Source organism: Diaphorobacter sp. MNS-0 (assembly GCF_019602835.1).
Classification (GTDB): domain Bacteria; phylum Pseudomonadota; class Gammaproteobacteria; order Burkholderiales; family Burkholderiaceae_C; genus Diaphorobacter; species Diaphorobacter nitroreducens.
Map to the genome: position 1 here is coordinate 2,738,094 of NZ_CP080761.1, position 16,224 is coordinate 2,754,317.

At 67.4% G+C, this 16,224-nt stretch carries 17 protein-coding genes; 8 read left to right on the forward strand and 9 right to left on the reverse strand.

Annotated features, from left to right (window positions below):
• Nucleotides 1-5 precede the first annotated feature (5 nt).
• Nucleotides 6-320, reverse strand: coding sequence for a DUF3579 domain-containing protein (locus K2L43_RS13085; protein WP_011806142.1), 315 nt, complete (start codon nt 318-320; stop codon nt 6-8).
• 234 nt (nt 321-554) lie between these two features.
• Between K2L43_RS13085 and K2L43_RS13090 the strand changes: the two genes are divergently transcribed.
• The 4 genes from K2L43_RS13090 (at nt 555) to K2L43_RS13105 (ending at nt 3,373) form a co-directional block, all read left to right on the forward strand.
• The gene (locus K2L43_RS13090) at nt 555-1,751 is read left to right on the forward strand and encodes an aspartate aminotransferase family protein (RefSeq protein ID WP_088886356.1); all 1,197 of its coding nucleotides are present in this window, start codon (nt 555-557) and stop codon (nt 1,749-1,751) included.
• Nucleotides 1,752-1,767: 16 nt separating this feature from the next.
• On the forward strand, nt 1,768-2,685 hold the full coding sequence (gene argF, locus K2L43_RS13095; protein ID WP_011806144.1) for an ornithine carbamoyltransferase: 918 nt from the start codon (nt 1,768-1,770) through the stop codon (nt 2,683-2,685).
• Nucleotides 2,686-2,705: 20 nt separating this feature from the next.
• Entirely contained in the window at nt 2,706-2,879 is a 174-nt protein-coding gene (locus tag K2L43_RS13100) for a hypothetical protein (RefSeq protein WP_220637720.1), read from the forward strand.
• 143 nt (nt 2,880-3,022) lie between these two features.
• Nucleotides 3,023-3,373, forward strand: coding sequence for a YkgJ family cysteine cluster protein (locus K2L43_RS13105; RefSeq protein WP_220637721.1), 351 nt, complete (start codon nt 3,023-3,025; stop codon nt 3,371-3,373).
• Nucleotides 3,374-3,504: 131 nt separating this feature from the next.
• On the opposite strand, the gene K2L43_RS13110 is transcribed toward K2L43_RS13105, so the two are convergent.
• Genes K2L43_RS13110 through K2L43_RS13120 form a run of 3 tightly spaced genes read right to left on the reverse strand, consistent with a single transcriptional unit; the run spans nt 3,505 to nt 5,930 of the window.
• Complete coding sequence (locus K2L43_RS13110) at nt 3,505-3,702, reverse strand: hypothetical protein (RefSeq protein WP_011806146.1); 198 nt, start codon at nt 3,700-3,702, stop codon at nt 3,505-3,507.
• A 24-nt stretch (nt 3,703-3,726) separates the two neighbouring features.
• Nucleotides 3,727-5,640 (reverse strand): ferrous iron transport protein B, encoded by a 1,914-nt coding sequence (gene feoB / locus K2L43_RS13115; RefSeq protein WP_220637722.1) that lies wholly within the window; start codon nt 5,638-5,640, stop codon nt 3,727-3,729.
• Nucleotides 5,637-5,930, reverse strand: coding sequence for a FeoA family protein (locus K2L43_RS13120; protein WP_015913817.1), 294 nt, complete (start codon nt 5,928-5,930; stop codon nt 5,637-5,639). The genes feoB and K2L43_RS13120 overlap by 4 nt, the downstream gene beginning before the upstream one ends.
• A gap of 118 nt (nt 5,931-6,048) precedes the next feature.
• Here K2L43_RS13120 and K2L43_RS13125 point away from each other — a divergent pair, with 118 nt between their 5' ends.
• Entirely contained in the window at nt 6,049-6,375 is a 327-nt protein-coding gene (locus tag K2L43_RS13125; protein WP_220637723.1) for a YkgJ family cysteine cluster protein, read from the forward strand.
• Between the two features lie 18 nt (nt 6,376-6,393).
• On the opposite strand, the gene K2L43_RS13130 is transcribed toward K2L43_RS13125, so the two are convergent.
• A complete protein-coding gene (locus K2L43_RS13130; protein ID WP_015913819.1) occupies nt 6,394-6,861 on the reverse strand; it encodes an Lrp/AsnC family transcriptional regulator in 468 nt (155 codons plus the stop codon).
• Nucleotides 6,862-6,955: 94 nt separating this feature from the next.
• On the opposite strand from K2L43_RS13130, the gene kynB reads away from it, so the two are divergent.
• The 3 genes from kynB (at nt 6,956) to kynA (ending at nt 9,886) form a co-directional block, all read left to right on the forward strand.
• Entirely contained in the window at nt 6,956-7,627 is a 672-nt protein-coding gene (gene kynB, locus K2L43_RS13135) for an arylformamidase (RefSeq protein WP_370632957.1), read from the forward strand.
• A gap of 73 nt (nt 7,628-7,700) precedes the next feature.
• On the forward strand, nt 7,701-9,014 hold the full coding sequence (gene kynU, locus K2L43_RS13140) for a kynureninase (protein WP_220637724.1): 1,314 nt from the start codon (nt 7,701-7,703) through the stop codon (nt 9,012-9,014).
• 2 nt (nt 9,015-9,016) lie between these two features.
• Nucleotides 9,017-9,886 carry a tryptophan 2,3-dioxygenase gene (kynA, locus tag K2L43_RS13145; protein WP_220637725.1) on the forward strand — a complete coding sequence of 290 codons (870 nt, stop codon included), beginning with the start codon at nt 9,017-9,019 and terminating at the stop codon, nt 9,884-9,886.
• Between the two features lie 118 nt (nt 9,887-10,004).
• On the opposite strand, the gene K2L43_RS13150 is transcribed toward kynA, so the two are convergent.
• The 4 genes from K2L43_RS13150 to K2L43_RS13165 form a co-directional block, all read right to left on the reverse strand.
• A complete protein-coding gene (locus K2L43_RS13150) occupies nt 10,005-12,449 on the reverse strand; it encodes a penicillin acylase family protein (protein WP_220637726.1) in 2,445 nt (814 codons plus the stop codon).
• Between the two features lie 123 nt (nt 12,450-12,572).
• Nucleotides 12,573-13,625, reverse strand: coding sequence for an adenosine deaminase (locus K2L43_RS13155; RefSeq protein WP_220637727.1), 1,053 nt, complete (start codon nt 13,623-13,625; stop codon nt 12,573-12,575).
• Nucleotides 13,626-13,829: 204 nt separating this feature from the next.
• Nucleotides 13,830-14,984 carry a BMP family ABC transporter substrate-binding protein gene (locus K2L43_RS13160; protein WP_047351071.1) on the reverse strand — a complete coding sequence of 385 codons (1,155 nt, stop codon included), beginning with the start codon at nt 14,982-14,984 and terminating at the stop codon, nt 13,830-13,832.
• An 84-nt stretch (nt 14,985-15,068) separates the two neighbouring features.
• Entirely contained in the window at nt 15,069-16,217 is a 1,149-nt protein-coding gene (locus K2L43_RS13165) for a BMP family ABC transporter substrate-binding protein (protein ID WP_047351070.1), read from the reverse strand.
• Nucleotides 16,218-16,224: the final 7 nt, after the last annotated feature.

Here is a 16,224-nt window from a genome sequence, read left to right on the forward strand (position 1 = left end):
TGTTGTCAGGCCTTGGGATCGGGGAGCAGGCAGGCTTCGACGACCTGCAAGTTGTTGTCTCTGGCAAAGTTGAGCACGAAGTCCCACGCCATGGGCTCGTGCGCCTGCAGGTCGCGGTGGACCACCACGCACTTCACTCCGTTCATGCTGGTAGGAATGCACCAGGGGGAGTAGTTCAGGTGGCTGCCAGGCACGGCACCGCCGGGGCGGAACTGGCTCATGACCCCCGCCAGGCGCTCGGCCCAGTCGCTGGGCCGAAAGGTCCTCCCTTCGAGGGTAATGCCTTGGATGAAGACTTCTTTGGAGGAGGGAGCAACCATCGGGTTCGGGTCGTGTAAGGGGCGCCGACCTTGTGCGTCGGCGTGGCACGGATTCTAACTCTTATATAAGAGCTACCCTCCAATGCCCCAGCACCGCCTGCCAGCATTGAATGCAAGCGCAGCGCATGACTGTGATGCGCAATCTTCAATGGTGCGCGCGGGGGCAGCCCCTAGAATCGCATTTCCCTTTTTGGGGCTGTTCCCCGTTTCCCTCTCTTGTCAGGAGATGTCCGCATGACCGCATTTGTCGAGGCTGCCTCGCCCCACGTGATGAACACCTATGGCCGCGTACCCATCGCGCTGGAGCGAGGCCAGGGCGTGCGTGTGTGGGACGTGAACGGCAAGCAGTACCTCGACGGACTGGGCGGCATCGCCGTGAATACGCTGGGCCACAACCATCCCAAGCTGGTGCCGGCGCTGCAGGACCAGATCGCCAAGCTGATCCACACCTCCAACTACTACCATGTGCCGGGACAGGAAAAGCTGGCCCAGCTGCTGACCGAGCGCGCGCACATGACCAATGTGTTCTTCTGCAGCACCGGCCTGGAGGCCAACGAGGCTGCCATCAAGATCGCGCGCAAGTACGGCGTGGACAAGGGCATCGAAAAACCCGTGATCGTGGTCTACGACCATGCCTTCCACGGGCGCTCCATCGCCACCATGACCGCCACAGGCAACCCCAAGGTGCGCAACGGCTTCGGCCCGCTGCTGGAGGGCTTTTTGCGCGTAGCGCCCAATGACATCGAGGCGCTGCAGGAGGCCACCGAAGGCAACGCCAACATCGTCGCCGTGATGATGGAGCCCATCCAGGGCGAAGGTGGCCTGCATCCCATGCGCGCCGACTACCTGCAGCAGGTGCGCGCACTGTGCGACGCCAACGGCTGGCTGCTGATGCTTGACGAGGTGCAGGCCGGCATGGGCCGCACCGGCAAGTGGTTTGCCCACCAGTGGGCCGGCATTGTCCCGGATGTGATGACGCTGGCCAAGGGCCTGGGCTCGGGCGTTCCCGTGGGCGCAGTGCTGGCGCACGGCGCCGCCGCGCAGGTGCTCAAGCCGGGCAACCACGGCTCCACCTTCGGCGGCAACCCGCTCGCCATGCGCGCGGGTGTGGAGACCATCCGCATCATGGAAGAAGACGGCCTGCTGCAGAACGCCGCGGACGTGGGCGCCCACCTGAAGGCCGAGTTGCAGCGCGCACTGGGTGAGACCGCTGGCGTGAACGAAGTCCGCGGCCAGGGCCTGATCATCGGGATGGAGCTGGACCGCCCCTGCGGCGTGCTGATCGATCGCGCGGCCGAGGCCGGCCTGCTGCTGTCGGTGACCGCCGAGCGCGTGATCCGCCTGGTGCCCGCGCTCACCCTCACGCGCGCAGAGGCCGACGAGATCGTCGCCCTGCTCACACCCCTGGTGCAGACCTTCCTGTCTGAATGAAGAAGATCGACCGCGTATGAAGCACTACCTGCAATTCACCGACTTCACCGCCGACGAATACAACTACCTGTTCTCGCGCGCCGCCATCATCAAGGGCAAGTTCAAGAGCTACGAGAAGTACCACCCGCTAGCCGACCGCACCCTGGCCATGATCTTCGAGAAGGCCAGCACCCGCACGCGTGTGAGCTTCGAGGCCGGCATGTACCAGCTGGGCGGCAGCGTGGTGCATCTGACCACGGGCGACAGCCAGTTGGGCCGCGCCGAGCCCATCGAGGACAGCGCGCGCGTGATCAGCCGCATGACCGACCTGGTGATGATCCGCACCTTCGGCCACGACAAGATCGAGCGCTTCGCCGAATACTCGCGCGTGCCCGTCATCAACGGCCTGACCAACGAGTTCCATCCTTGCCAGATCATGGCGGACCTGTTCACCTACATCGAGCACCGCGGCTCGATCGCGGGCAAGGTCGTCGCCTGGGTGGGCGACGGCAACAACATGGCCAACACCTGGCTGCAGGCGGCCGATCTGCTGGGCTTCACCGTGCACGTGAGCACCCCCGGCGGCTACGAGGTGGACGAGAAGCTCGCCTTCGGCGGCAAGCCCCACCGCGCGGGCTGCTACAAGGTCTTTGCCGATCCCATGGATGCCTGCCGCGGCGCCGACCTGGTGACCACCGACGTGTGGACCAGCATGGGCTACGAGGCCGAGAACGAAGCGCGCCGCAAGGCCTTTGCCGACTGGTGCGTGGACGCCGAGATGATGGCCGTGGCCAAGCCCGACGCGCTGTTCATGCACTGCCTGCCCGCGCACCGCGGCGAGGAAGTGATGGCCGACGTGATCGACGGCCCCCAGTCCGTCGTCTGGGACGAGGCGGAAAACAGGATGCACGTGCAGAAGGCACTCATGGAGTACCTGCTGCTCGGTCGCGTCTAAACCCATCCCGCATCCCACCCATGGCCCCCGCGCAACTCCACCCCACGCGCCCGGGCCATCCGCCCTGCCCCGCCCGCCAGCGCCCGCTGGCGCCTGAACTGCACGCGGCCGCCCGACGCATGGCGGCACGCGTGCATGCGCTGCAGGTGCGCATTCATACCTTCTACCTGAAGTTCCTCCAGGGCCACACCTAGCGGCCCGGTTCTGCGCGGCAGGCGCCCCAGCGCATGCCCGCCCTCCCATCGCTCCCCCTGATCGCCCGCGATCCCCGGTGCCGGCTGCGCGTCGCACCTGGGATGGGGCCTGTTGCCGATGCACCAGAACCCGAGGAACCTGCATGTCCGTCCCCGTCCACCCCTGCCTGCACTGCGGTGCATGCTGCCAGAACTACCGCGTGGAGTTCTCCGTCTATGAACTGCAGTCCATGGGCGGGCGCGTGCCCGACGCCCTGGCCCATGAGGCCGGAGGCAACCGCTACCGCATGAACGGCACCGAGCGCCACCCCGTGCGCTGCGTGGCACTGGCCGACCTGGACAACGGCTGCATCGGCTGCGGCATCTACGACCAGCGTCCCCAGCCGTGCCGCGACTTTCCGTTCGCCTCCTACGGTTGCCACGACACGCGCGCCAAGCTGGGCCTGCCGCCGTTGACGGAGGGCGACACGCAGGAGTGGCCGCAGGCCGCTTGAAGTGGTTCTTCAAAAAGAAGAGCTGCTGGCGCTTTCCAGGCAATGATTTCAGATAGTTTTGATACTGAAACCTTTGCCTGGCAAGCGCCGGCAGCTATGCTTTTGGGCCCGCGACCAGGGCTATCCCGGCTTCAGGGCTTGCGTGCCGGCGCGCAGCGGTCTCCGGCGCAGGCATTGCAGCCCCCGCAACTGCTGCCGGTCTTGGCCATGGGCGCCAGTGCCGGGTGCACGCGCGCGGCGCGGGCGCGCCAGCGCTGTGGCAGCCAGCGCCACAGCAGCGCCAGGGCGGCCACGGCCACGATCACGGCGGTGAGAATGTCTTGCCACATGGTTCTGCTCCTTGGTGACGGTTTTCAACCACCGCCCAGCGCCAGGGCCACGCGGTAGGTGATGAAGCTGGCCGCATAGGCCAGTGCGAAGAGATAGCCCGTCATGACGAGCGGCCAGCGCCAGCCGTTGGTCTCGCGGCGCACGGCGGCGATGGTGGAGACGCACTGCGGCGCGAAGATGAACCACACCAGCAGCGACAGCGCCGTGGCCAGCGACCATTGCGCCGCCAGCATGGGCGCGAGCTGCGCGGCGGTGTCGTCGGCCGAAGCGGCAATCGCGTACACCGTGCCCAGGGCGCTCACCGCCACCTCGCGCGCGGCCATGCCGGGCACCAGGGCGATGCTGATCTGCCAGTTGAAGCCGATGGGCGCAAAGATCACCTCCAGCGCGGCGCCGATGCGCCCGGCAAAGCTGTATTCGATGGCCGGCCCCGTGGCGTCCGCCGGCGGCGCAGGGTACGACGACAGGAACCACAGCAGGATGGTGACCAGCAGGATGATGCCGCCCACGCGGCGCAGGAAGATGCCCGCGCGCTCCCACAGCCCCAGCGCCAGGTTGCGAACGCTGGGCCAGCGGTAGGCGGGCAGCTCCATCAGCAGCGGCGTGGCGCCGTCGCCGCGCCGCGCCAGCCGCGCAACGGCCGCCACGGCCATGGCGCTCACGATGCCGCCCAGGTACAACGCGAACAGCACCAGCCCCTGCAGGTTGAACAGCCCCGCCACCGTGCGATCAGGAATGAAGGCCGCGATGAGCAGCGCGTACACCGGCAGACGGGCCGAACAGGTCATCAGCGGCGCGATGAGGATGGTGACGAGCCGGTCGCGCCAGTCCGGAATGGAGCGCGTGGCCATGATGCCCGGCACCGCGCAGGCGAAGCTGGACAGCAGCGGGATGAACGAGCGTCCCGACAGGCCCACGGTGCCCATCACGCGGTCCAGCAGGAAGGCCGCGCGCGGCAGGTAGCCGGATTCCTCCAGCGCCAGGATGAAGAAGAACAGGATCAGGATCTGCGGCAGGAACACCAGCACCCCGCCTGCGCCGGCGATCACGCCGTCGGCCAGCAGGCTGCGCAGCGGCCCCTCGGCCATGTGGGCGTTCAGCCATTCGGCCACGGCGGCCGTGGCGCCTTCGATCCAGCCCATGGGCACCTCTGCCCAACTGAACACGGCCTGGAACATCAGGAACAGCGTCACCGCCAGCAGCAGCATGCCCCACAGCGGGTGCAGCACCACGGCGTCGATGCGGTCGTCGCGCTGCAGGCGCAGCGCGGGCTCGCGCACGGCCAGCCCCATGATGCGGCGCACTTCCTGGTGCAATTGCTGCACGCGCTGCGGGCGGTCTTCCTCCAGCGCATTGACGGGCGGTGGCGCCTGCGTGCCCACGGCGGCGCCGCGGGCGGCCTGCGGGGTGGCCTGCGGGGTGGCCGTGTCCAGCCACTGCAGCAGCTCGCGCGCCCCGTCGGCGCGCACGCCCACGGTGGTCACCACGGGCAGGCCCAGTTCGCGCGCCAGGACTTCGCGGTCGATCTGGATGCCCTGCTGCTGCGCCATATCACTCATGTTCAGCACCAGCACCATGGGCAGGCCCAGGTCGCGCGCCTCCAACACCAGGCGCAGGTTCAGGCGCAGGTGCGTGGCATCGGTCACGCAGACCAGCAGTTCGGGCATGGCCTCTCCTGGGCGGCGGCCGGTGACCACATCGCGGGTGACGGCCTCGTCCAGGCTCTGCGCGTGCAGGCTGTAGGCGCCGGGCAGGTCCAGCACGCGCACGCGCCGGCCGCTGGCGGTGGTGAACAGGCCTTCCTTGCGCTCCACGGTGACGCCCGCGTAGTTCGCCACCTTCTGGCGTGCGCCGGTCAGCACGTTGAACAGCGCCGTCTTGCCGCAGTTGGGGTTGCCCAGCAGCGCGATGTGCAGGGGAGATGCCGCCGTGCTCATGCCGCGGCCTCCAGCGCATCCACGCGCACCTGCACCAGGGCCGCCTCATGGCGGCGCAGGGCAAAAGTGGCCTGGCCCACGCGAACGGCCAGGGGGTCGGCCGCGGGAAAGCCCCGGGCAATCACGCGCACGGGCTCGCCGGGCAGGAAACCAATCTCCATCAGGCGCAGCACCATGGCCTGCGACCGGCCATCCTGCGCCGGCAGCAGCCCGGCAACCGTGGCCGGCACGCCATGCGGCAAGGTGTCCAGCCCCCGCGGCTGCGCGGCGTCATTCCCCGTGTGAAGCATGTTGTATTGCAGTCAATGAATAAAAGCAATTCTCATTCTAATGGAACTGCACGCTGCTGGATTGATGCACATCAGGACCTGTAGCGCGTCACAATGACAACCCCCTGCGACGCACGCCATGACCACTCTTCACCCCTGCCTGACCTGTGGCGCCTGCTGCGCCAGCTTTCGCGTGGACTTCTCGGTGCACGAGACGGAGGAGCTGGGCGGCTGCGTTCCCGATGGGCTGGTGGTGCCGGTCACGGACCACACTGCACGCATGCGCGGCACGGACCATGCGCAGCCGCGCTGCGCGGCCCTCACGGGCCAGGTGGGCCAGCGCGCGGCCTGCGGCATCTACGAGTGGCGCCCTTCCCCCTGCCGCGAATTCGAAGCCGGCAGCGCTGCCTGCAACCGCGCCCGCCAGCGCCACCATCTGCCGGCACTGGACGGGCTGGTGCTCTGAACGCCGCAGGACCCGCTTTCACACGGGCAATCCGCCGATGCGCCCCTTGAACTCCTGCAGCGAAAAATAGGTCTGTACCTGGCGCACGCCCGGCAGGCGGTGCAGGCGCCGCTGCAGCAGCTCGGAATACGCGTCCAGGTCGGTCGTCACGACCACCAGCAGGAAGTCCGCGGGGCCCGAGATGCCGTGGAACAGCACCACTTCGGGAATGGCGCACACCGCCTCCTCGAACGCCACGGACAGCGCCTCCGTCTGGTGGTCGATGCCCACCATCACGAAAGCCATCACACCCAGCCCCACCGCACGCCGGTCCAGCTGCGCGTGGTAGCCGCGCACTACACCGGCGTCCTCCAGCCGCTTCACGCGCCGCCAGCAGGGCGACTGCGACAGGTGCGCCATTTCGGCCAGTTCGCCGGAGGTCAGGCGGGCGTTGTCCTGCAGCGCGCGCAGCAGCTGGCGGTCGGTACGGTCGATCTCGGCTTGCATGATTTAACCCAAAAATGTCTCTGTGAGAATGGATTATCCAAATGAGTCACCCATCAGGGATAAACCATTTACCCGCCCCTCCGCCGCGCATAGCATGCGCGCCATGACCGCCACCTCCACGCCATCGCCCGCGCTGTGGGACATCTCTGCCCCCGTGCATGCGGGTAGCCCGGTGTTCCCGGGCGATACACCCTACCAGCAGCAGTGGAGCGCCACACTGGGCCCCGGCTGCCCGGTGAACGTGAGTGCACTCACGCTCTCGCCCCACGTGGGCACGCACGCTGACGCGCCCCTGCACTACGCAGCGGACGGCGCAGCCATCGGCGCCCTGCCGCTGGAAGCCTTCATCGGCCCCTGCCGCGTGGTGCATGCGCTGGACTGTGGGCCGCTCATCGAATGGACCCACATTGCCCATGCAATGACGGGCACTTTGCCGCCGCGGGTGCTGGTGCGCACCTACGCCCGCATGCCCGTGGACCGCTGGGACGCGGGCCTCACGGCCTACGCGCCCGACACCATCGAGCGCCTGGCCGACGCCGGCGTAGTGCTCGTGGGCATCGACACCGCCAGCATCGACCCCGCCGACAGCAAGCCGCTGCCCAGCCACCAGGTGATCCGCCGGCGTGGCCTGCGCGTGCTGGAGAACCTGGTGCTGGACGATGTGCCCGAGGGCGACTACGAACTCATCGCACTGCCGCTCAAGCTCACCACGGCCGACGCATCGCCCGTGCGCGCCGTGCTGCGTGCGCTGCCGCCGCGCGCATGACCATTAAGCCGTTTTGACCTCTAACGCTCATGCAGCAAGCGCCAATAGCTACTTTATTAATAGCAAAAACCACATGACTACCTTGCAAGAGTGCCGCACACGCGATGCGCAGGACCCGCTGCGCAGCCTGCGCGACCATTTCAGCCTGCCCGAGGGCGTGATCTACCTGGACGGCAATTCCCTGGGCGCTATGCCCCGCGCCACGCCGGCGCGCGTGGCCCATGTAGTGCAGCAGGAATGGGGACAGGACCTCATCACCTCGTGGAACAAGGCTGGCTGGGTCAGCCTGCCGCAGCGGCTGGGCAACCAGTTCGCTCCCTGGATCGGCGCGGGGCCGGACCAGGTGGTGTTCACCGACACCACCTCGGTCAACCTGTACAAGGTGCTGTCGGCTGCCGCGCGCGTGGCCCGCGCGGACCATCCCGGTCGCACCCAGCTCGTCAGCGAGCGCAGCAACTTCCCCACCGACCTGTACATCGCCCAGTCCGTGTGCCAGGAGTACGGACTGGAGTTGGTGCTGGTGGAGCCCGAGGAAATCGCCACGCGGCTGACGCCCCAGGTCGCCGTCCTGCTGCTCACCCACGTGAACTACCGCACCGGTGCCATGCACGACATGGCGGCCGTGACCGCGCAGGCGCACGCCCACGGCATTCTGTGCGTCTGGGACCTGTGCCACAGCGCGGGCGCCGTGCCCGTGCACCTGCTGGACGCGAATGCCGACTATGCGGTGGGCTGCAGCTACAAGTACCTCAACGGCGGCCCTGGCGCGCCCGCCTTCGTGTGGGTGCACCCGCGCCTGGCGGACCGCCCGGGTGCGACATTTGCGCAGCCGCTGTCGGGCTGGTTCGGCCATGCCGCGCCCTTCGCCTTCACGCCCGACTACCAGCCCGCACCGGGTATCGCACGCTACCTCTGCGGCACGCAGCCCATCGTGAGCCTGTCGGCCCTGCAGTGCGGGCTGGACATCTTTACCGCCGCCGAGCCTCTGGGCGGCATGGCGGCGCTGCGCGCCAAGTCGCTCGCACTGACCGATCTATTCATCGCGCTGGTCGAGGAGCACTGCGCCGGCCACGGCCTGGGACTGGCGACGCCGCGCGATCATGCGGCGCGCGGTTCGCAGGTGTGCCTGACACGTGGCGAGGGCCTGGGCGTTCAGGGCGTCGGCAGCGGGGCCTACGCCATCGTGCAGGCCCTGATCGCGCGCGGCGTGGTCGGCGACTTCCGCAAGGGTGACGGCGGCAAGCACCTGGACATCCTGCGCTTTGGCTTCACGCCGCTGCATGTCGGATTTGAAGACGTGTGGAATGCCGTGCAGCACCTGCGCCAGGTGCTGGAATCCGGCGAATGGCGCAAGCCCGAGTTCAATCACCTCAACGCCGTGACCTGACCATGACCTGCCCCCACCACCCCAGCGCATCCTCCGGCGCCACCGAAGCCATCGTGCGCCAGGAGGGCGCACAGCTCGACTTCAGCCACAGCATGAGCTATGGCGACTACCTGCAGCTGGACAGCGTGCTGGGCGCGCAAAAGCCCCTGTCGCCCGCGCACGACGAGATGCTGTTCATCGTGCAGCACCAGACCAGCGAGCTGTGGATGAAGCTCATGCTGCATGAGCTGCACGCGGCCATCGCCCATATCGCGCGTGACGAGTTGCCACCCGCTTTCAAGATGCTGGCGCGCGTGTCCAAGATCCTCGAGCAGCTGGTGCACGCCTGGGATGTGCTGGCCACCATGACGCCGCCCGAGTACACCGCCATGCGCCCGTACCTGGGCCAGTCCAGCGGTTTCCAGAGCTACCAGTACCGGTGCATCGAGTTCGCCATGGGCAACAAGAACCGCGCCATGCTGCAGCCCCATGCCCACCACCCCGAGCGCCTGGCCCAGGTGCAGGCGGCCTACGAGGCGCCCTCGCTCTACGACGAAGCACTGCGCCTGCTGGCGCGCCGCGGCCTGCCCGTGCCGGCCAGCCATACCGCGCGCGACTGGCGCCAGCCCTACGAGGCCAGCGAAGCCGTGGAGCAGGCCTGGTTGACCGTGTACCGCGATCCACAAAGGTATTGGGACCTGTACCAGCTGGGCGAGGAGCTCACCGACCTGGAAGATGCCTTCCGCCTCTGGCGCTTTCGCCACGTGACCACGGTGGAACGCGTGATCGGGTTCAAGCGTGGCACCGGCGGCACCGGCGGCGTGAGCTACCTGCGCAAGATGCTGGACGTGGTGCTGTTCCCCGAGATCTGGCGGCTGCGCACCGCGCTGTGAACTGCCGCCTCCCCGGCGCTCCATGAACAAAGGCCCCGCATGGCGGGGCCTTTGCACGGAGGGTCGTCCCGGCCGGTGCGCATGGCACCGGCGCGCCGTTGCGCGCCGTTGCGCGCCGTTACTTGGCGCTGGCGGAGACGGTGGTCGTCCGGTAGTCCGGGTGGCCCGTGATCTCGGACTCCGAGAACGGCATGCGCACCCACTGCTTGGCGCTGTAGGCCTTGGTGTAGTCGCCGAAATGCGGCGATGCCGGGTCGTCGGACAGCGAGAACGTCAGGAAGGTGTGGGCCTGCACGCCGCCGGAGGGGAAGCTCACCACCTGCACGTATGAGTTGCCATGCGGCTGCCCGTCCATGCTGTAGCCGCCCGCCGTGATGTCGTTCTCGGAACAGGTGATGGTGAAGTAGCCCACGCCGCCACAGCCGCCGTACAGCGGCAATTTGGCACCGCCCTTGGTGGCAAACAGCACTTCGCCGCGCGGTGCATCCAGCGCAAACCCGCTCTGGCCCACGCGGCTGATGGCCGTGGCCATGGCCTGGCGCAGCGCGGTCACGGCCGCCACGTTGATCCCGCGCGGGGTATTCAGCGGGTCGGCCGCGTCAAAGGGCACCGAGTACAGCCCGGTGGTGGGCACGCGGGTCCAGAACTCGTCCCACAGATGGGAGCCCCGGGACTCCTTGTTCCCGCGGTTGTCCCACGCACGCAGCGTGGCGCAGGCCTGCGTGGCGTCCACCGTGGCACCGTTCACCATCCATTGCGAGGGCGTGCAGATCAGCGTCAGGATTTCGTCCTTGAACCGCTCGGCCGAGAACACGCGGCTGTTCAGCACCATGTCGCGCACGATGGCGGCGCTGGCCTTGTTGCCGGTGTAGCCGTCGGTGCCGGCCAGCCGCTCCAGGGCCATGGTGTGGCCCAGGCGCGTGCGCAGCGTCAACGCCGCCGTGCCCGCGGGACCGAAGATGGCCGGGTATCCCGTGAGCGGGGCATTCGCGTTGGACAGCCAGTAGCTGTCGTTCATGTTGCCCACATAGTCCTCGCGCAACAGGCTGGGCATGCGCGACGGGCCGATGGCGCCCTTTTGCTTGGAGTCCGCATCGGTCTGCCAGTCGCAGGCGCTGCGCGAGCCGTCGAAGAACGGCACGTTGGGCAGCGCCGCGCCCACGGCCGCGCCGAACGGCGTGGTGCACGCGGCCACCTGCTCGGGCGACACGTTGGGCACCGCGCCGATGTCCGCGTACCAGACCCGCGCGCTGCCACGCCCCACGGCCACCGTGTTGACCCATGGAATCGCGGACTCTTCCTTCTGGATGGCCATGAACTCTTCCAGCGAACGCGCCTGGTTCCAGCGCATCCAGTTGCGGAATGTGCGGAAGTTCTCGCCGTTGATGTCACGGATGGCGAAGGCCGTGCTCTGGCTCCAGGCCAGAGCGGGGTTGAGCCCCGCCAGGTTGACCAACGGCCCGTACTCGGAGGTGTACAGCGTGCGCGTCACATCGCTCAGCGTGCCGTCGGCATTGCGGCTGGCCACGGTGATGCTGTGCGGCGCCATCTTGACCGGCTGGCCGTCACGCAGGTAGGTGGTGGGGTCGCCCGACTGCAGCTGCAGCTGGAAGAAGCCAAAGCGCCGCGCCGTGGAGACCGTGTGGCTCCAGGCGACGTTGTCGTTGAAGCCGATCAGCACCAGCGGCACGCCCAGGAATCCGACGCCGCTGACGTTCACCTGATTGGCGATCGTGACCTGGGCCTGGTAGAACCGGTCCGGCCCCTTCCAGTACCAGTGGGGGTTGCCGAACATCACGCCGCTGGACTCGCCCGTGGCCGCCGGCGCAAAGCCATACATGTTGCTGCCGATGCCCGCGTCACCGCCCACCTGCAGGGCGGGAGGTGTGGTCAGGCGCTGGTCCAGGGACGGGGCGGTCTGCGCGTCTTGCGCCGCGCCGGCCTTGGCTGCGGCAGGGGCGACGGCATTGGCGATGGCCTCCACGAAATTGCTGTACCCCCCCGCCAGGTTGGCCGCGTACATGCGGCGCCAGACGTCCTCCTGCGTGATGGGCTGCACCCATGCCTCGCTGCGGCAGGCGGCGTGGGCCGTCCCTTTCTTGGCAACGTCCACGTACTGGTTGTAGCCGGCCACGAAGCCCTCGACCATCTGCCGCAGATTCTCGGGCTGCGCCGCGGCCATCTTCTGCACCACGTCGGCGGAGATCACATGGCGGTGGAAGAAGTCCGAGTCGATGTTGCGCGGGCGTCCGATGGTGCTGTTGTAGACCAGCTGAGCGCTGCCGCCAAAGTAGCGCGAGCGCTCGCCCCGGTAGGTGAGGAACGCATCCGCCAGCGTGCACAGGTTGTCCTGCGCCTGGACATACCCCATACCGAAGCCACCGCCGGCCCAGTTGGAGGCCTTGATGTGCGGCACGCCCATCGCGGTGCGGCGGATCTCCGCCTGGTACGCCAGCGGCGCGTCGTCCGCATCGTCGTTGCCCCCGCAGCCGGCCAGCAGGGCCAGGACCGCCGTCGCCAACAGCGCGCGTGGCGCCGCAGCACGAGTGACTCTCTCTTGCATGCGTTGTCTCCTTTGTTGTGGTGCACCCCTGCCGGTCCCCCGGCCCGGGCCAACGCAGGATAGACGCAACGCAGCGGAATGCCTAGCACCCGGCTGCGCGCGAGCGACACGCCCTGCGGTACCTCAGTCGTTCTCCGTGAACTGCTCGAAGCACTCCTTGAGCCGGTGGTGCCATGCGCGCTTGTCGGCTTCGGCGGCAAAGCTGGCCTCGAAGCTGTTCCACGCCAACTGGTAGGCATGGCGCGCCGTGAGCCCGGGCACCGCCGCGAAGAGCTGCGTGAAGTTGTCGTTGACGTAACCGCCGAAGTACGCGGGATCGTCGGAGTTCACGGTCACCGCCAGCCCCGCCTCCAGCAGCTGCAGCAGGTTGTGATCGGCCAGGCGCGGGAACACGCACAGCTTCAGGTTGGACAAGGGGCACACGGTGAGCGGTATGCGCTCATCGGCCAGTCGGCGCATCAGCGCCGGGTCGTGAACGGCCTGCACGCCGTGGTCGATACGCTCGGCCTGCAGCACGTCCAACGCGCTCCAGATATAGGCCGGCGGACCCTCTTCACCCGCATGGGCCACCACATGCAGGCCCAGGGCGCGGCAGCGCTCGAACACGCGGGCGAACTTCTCGGGCGGGTGGCCTCGCTCGCTACTGTCCAGCCCCACGCCGACGATGCGGTCCAGCAGCGGCAGGGCCTGCTCCAGCGTGGCGAGGGCATCCTCCTCGCTCAGGTGCCGCAGAAAGCACAGGATGAGCGACGCAGACAGGCCGTGGCTGCTGCGCGCGTCCGCGCAGGCACGGTGCAGACCGTTGATCACGGTCTCGATGTGCACGCCCCGCGCGGTGTGCGTCTGCGGGTCGAAGAAGATTTCCGCATGCGCTACGTTATCCATAGCTGCTCGCGCAAGATAGGCGCGGGCCATGTCGTAAAAATCCTGCTCATGCAGCAGCACGCTGGCGCCTGCGTAATAGATGTCCAGGAAGCTCTGCAGATCGGTGAAGGCGTAGGCACGGCGCAGTTCTTCCACGCTGGCGTAGGGCAGCGGGACACCGTTGCGTTGCGCCAGCGCGAAGATCATCTCGGGCTCGAGCGAGCCCTCGATGTGGATGTGCAGTTCGGCCTTGGGCATGGCCCTCAGCAGGCCGGGCAGGCGTTCGGCGGGAATGGGCGGGACCTTGAACATCGGCAGGCTCCAAAAAATGAGGCCGCAACCTACGGGACGTCGCGGCGGTAGGCCGATGATGCCTTGTCGGCGCCCATGTGCAACACCTCCCGGCCCGCAACGGCGGGCATGGCCATACCGACAAAAAAGCCACCCCGAAGGGTGGCTCGTTGTACCGGGCGGACGATCTCCGCAAAGAAAGCCGCCTGGTGCGGCAATGGCCGCTTATTTCTTGTCGCCGCCGGGCACCTGGCCCTCCACGCCCTTGACGTAGAAGCTGATGCTGGTGAGGAACTTGTCATCAGCCACTGCGCCCTGGTCGAGGACGGTCTTGCCCGCGTTGTCCACGATGGGGCCCTTCCAGATCACGAAGCTGCCATCCTTCAGGCCGTTCTTGGCCGCATCGACCTTGGCCTTGGCCTCGGCGGGCACGTCCTCGGCGATGGAGACGAGGTCGATCGCGCCTTCCTTCACACCCCACCAGTGCTGACCGGTGGTCCAGGTGCCTTCCAGCACGTCCTTGGTGGCCTTGGTGTAGTACGGAGCCCAGTTGATGATGGCCGACGCCAGGTGGGCCTTGGGGCCGTACGCTGTCATGTCGCTGTCCCAGCCGAAGGCGCGCTTGCCCTTTTCCTGTGCGGTCTTGAGCACGGCGGGCGAGTCGGTGTTCTGGAACAGCACGTCGGCGCCGCCATTGATCAGCGAAGTGGCGGCTTCGGTCTCCTTCGGCGGGCTGAACCACTCGTTGACCCAGACCACCTTGGTCTTGATCTGCGGGTTCACGCTCTGCGCGCCCAGCGTGAAGCTGTTGATGTTGCGGATCACCTCGGGAATCGGCACCGAGCCCACTACGCCCAGCGTATTGGTCTTGGTCATGGCGCCCGCGATGATGCCCGCGAGGTACGCGCCCTCGTAGGTGCGGCTGTCGTAGATGCGCGTGTTGTCGCTGGTCTTGTAGCCGGTGGCGTGCTCGAACTTCACGTCCTTGAACTCGGCGCCCAGCTTCTGGATCACGTCCATGTAGCCGAACGTGGTGCCGAAGATCAGCTTGTTGCCCTGCGTGACCATGTCGCGCAGCACGCGCTCGGCATCTGGGCCTTCGGGCACGCTTTCGACGTACGACGTCTGGATCTTGTCGCCGAACTCGGCCTCCAGCTTCTTGCGCGCCTGGTCATGCGCGTAGGACCAGCCGCCATCGCCCACAGGCCCCACGTAGGCGAAGGCGATCTTCAGCGGGCCGGCCGCAGCCGCTGGTGCCGCAGCCGGCGCGGGGGCCGCCGGAGCCGGCTCCTCCTTCTTGCCGCAGGCCACCAAAGCGGTGGCGGCGACGGCCGTCAGTGCAGCCATCTGGAACAGGGAACGTTTGCGCAGATCAGTCATGGTTTTTCTTTCGTCGGAATGTGAAAGCGGACCCAGGTTTCAAAGCAAAAGGCGCGCCCATCTTGAGGGGCGCGCCCGTGTTTGTCACTTGCCGTCGGTGCCGGGCACCTTGCCCTCCACGCCGGCCACGTAGAAATTGATGCCGGAGAGGAACTTCAGATCGCCCACCGTGCCGGCGGCCAGCACTTCCTTGCCAGCGTTGTCCTTGATGGGACCGGTCCAGACGGCAAAGCTGCCGTCCTGCATGCCTGCCTTGGCCTTGGCCACGCGGTCCTTGATCTCCTGCGGCACGTCGTCAGCAATCTTCAAGAGGTCGATCGCCCCCTCCTTCACGCCCCACCAGTGCGCGCCGCCCTGCCACTTGCCGGCCAGCGTGTCCTCGACCACCTTGGTGTAGTAGGGCGCCCAATCGATCACGGCCGAGCCCAGGTGCGCCTTGGGCGCATAGGCGCTCATGTCGCCGTCCTTGCCGAAGGCGCGCGCGCCGCGCTCCTCTGCCGCCTTGAGCACTGCCGGCGAGTTGGTGTTCTGGTACATCACGTCCACGCCGCCGTTGAGCAGCGATGCGGCGGCCTCGGCCTCCTTGGGCGGGCTGAACCATTCATTGACCCACACCACCTTGGCCTTGATCGACGGGTCCACGCTCTGCGCGCCCAGCACGAAGCTGTTGATGTTGCGCACCACTTCGGGGATCGGCACCGAGGCCACCACCCCCACGGTCTTGGTCTTGCTCATGCCGCCCGCCACGATGCCGGCCAGGTATGCACCTTCAAAGGTCTTGGTGTCGTAGGTGGCGACGTTGTCGGCCTGTTTGTAGCCAGTGGCGTGCTCGAACTTCACGTCCTTCAGGTCGGCCGCAACTTTCTGCACGAACTCCTGGTAGCCGAAGCTCGTGGCAAAGATCAGCTTGTTGCCCTGGCCTGCCATGTCGCGCATCACGCGCTCGGCGTCGGCGCTCTCGGGCACGCTCTCGACGAACGAGGTCTCGATGCGGTCGCCGAACTTCTCCTGGATCGCCTTGCGGCCCAGCTCATGCTGGTAGGTCCAGCCGCCATCGCCGATGGGGCTCACGTACATGAAACCGATCTTCAGCTTGTCGGCCGCGGGGGCGGCGGCCGGTGCCGGTGCGGCGGCAGGCGCCTCTTCCTTCTTACCGCAGGCCGCCAGCGTGGCGAGGGCCACAGCCGACAGGGCCACAGCCTTTAAAAGGGATCGTTTGTTCAGTACGTTCATTGCGATG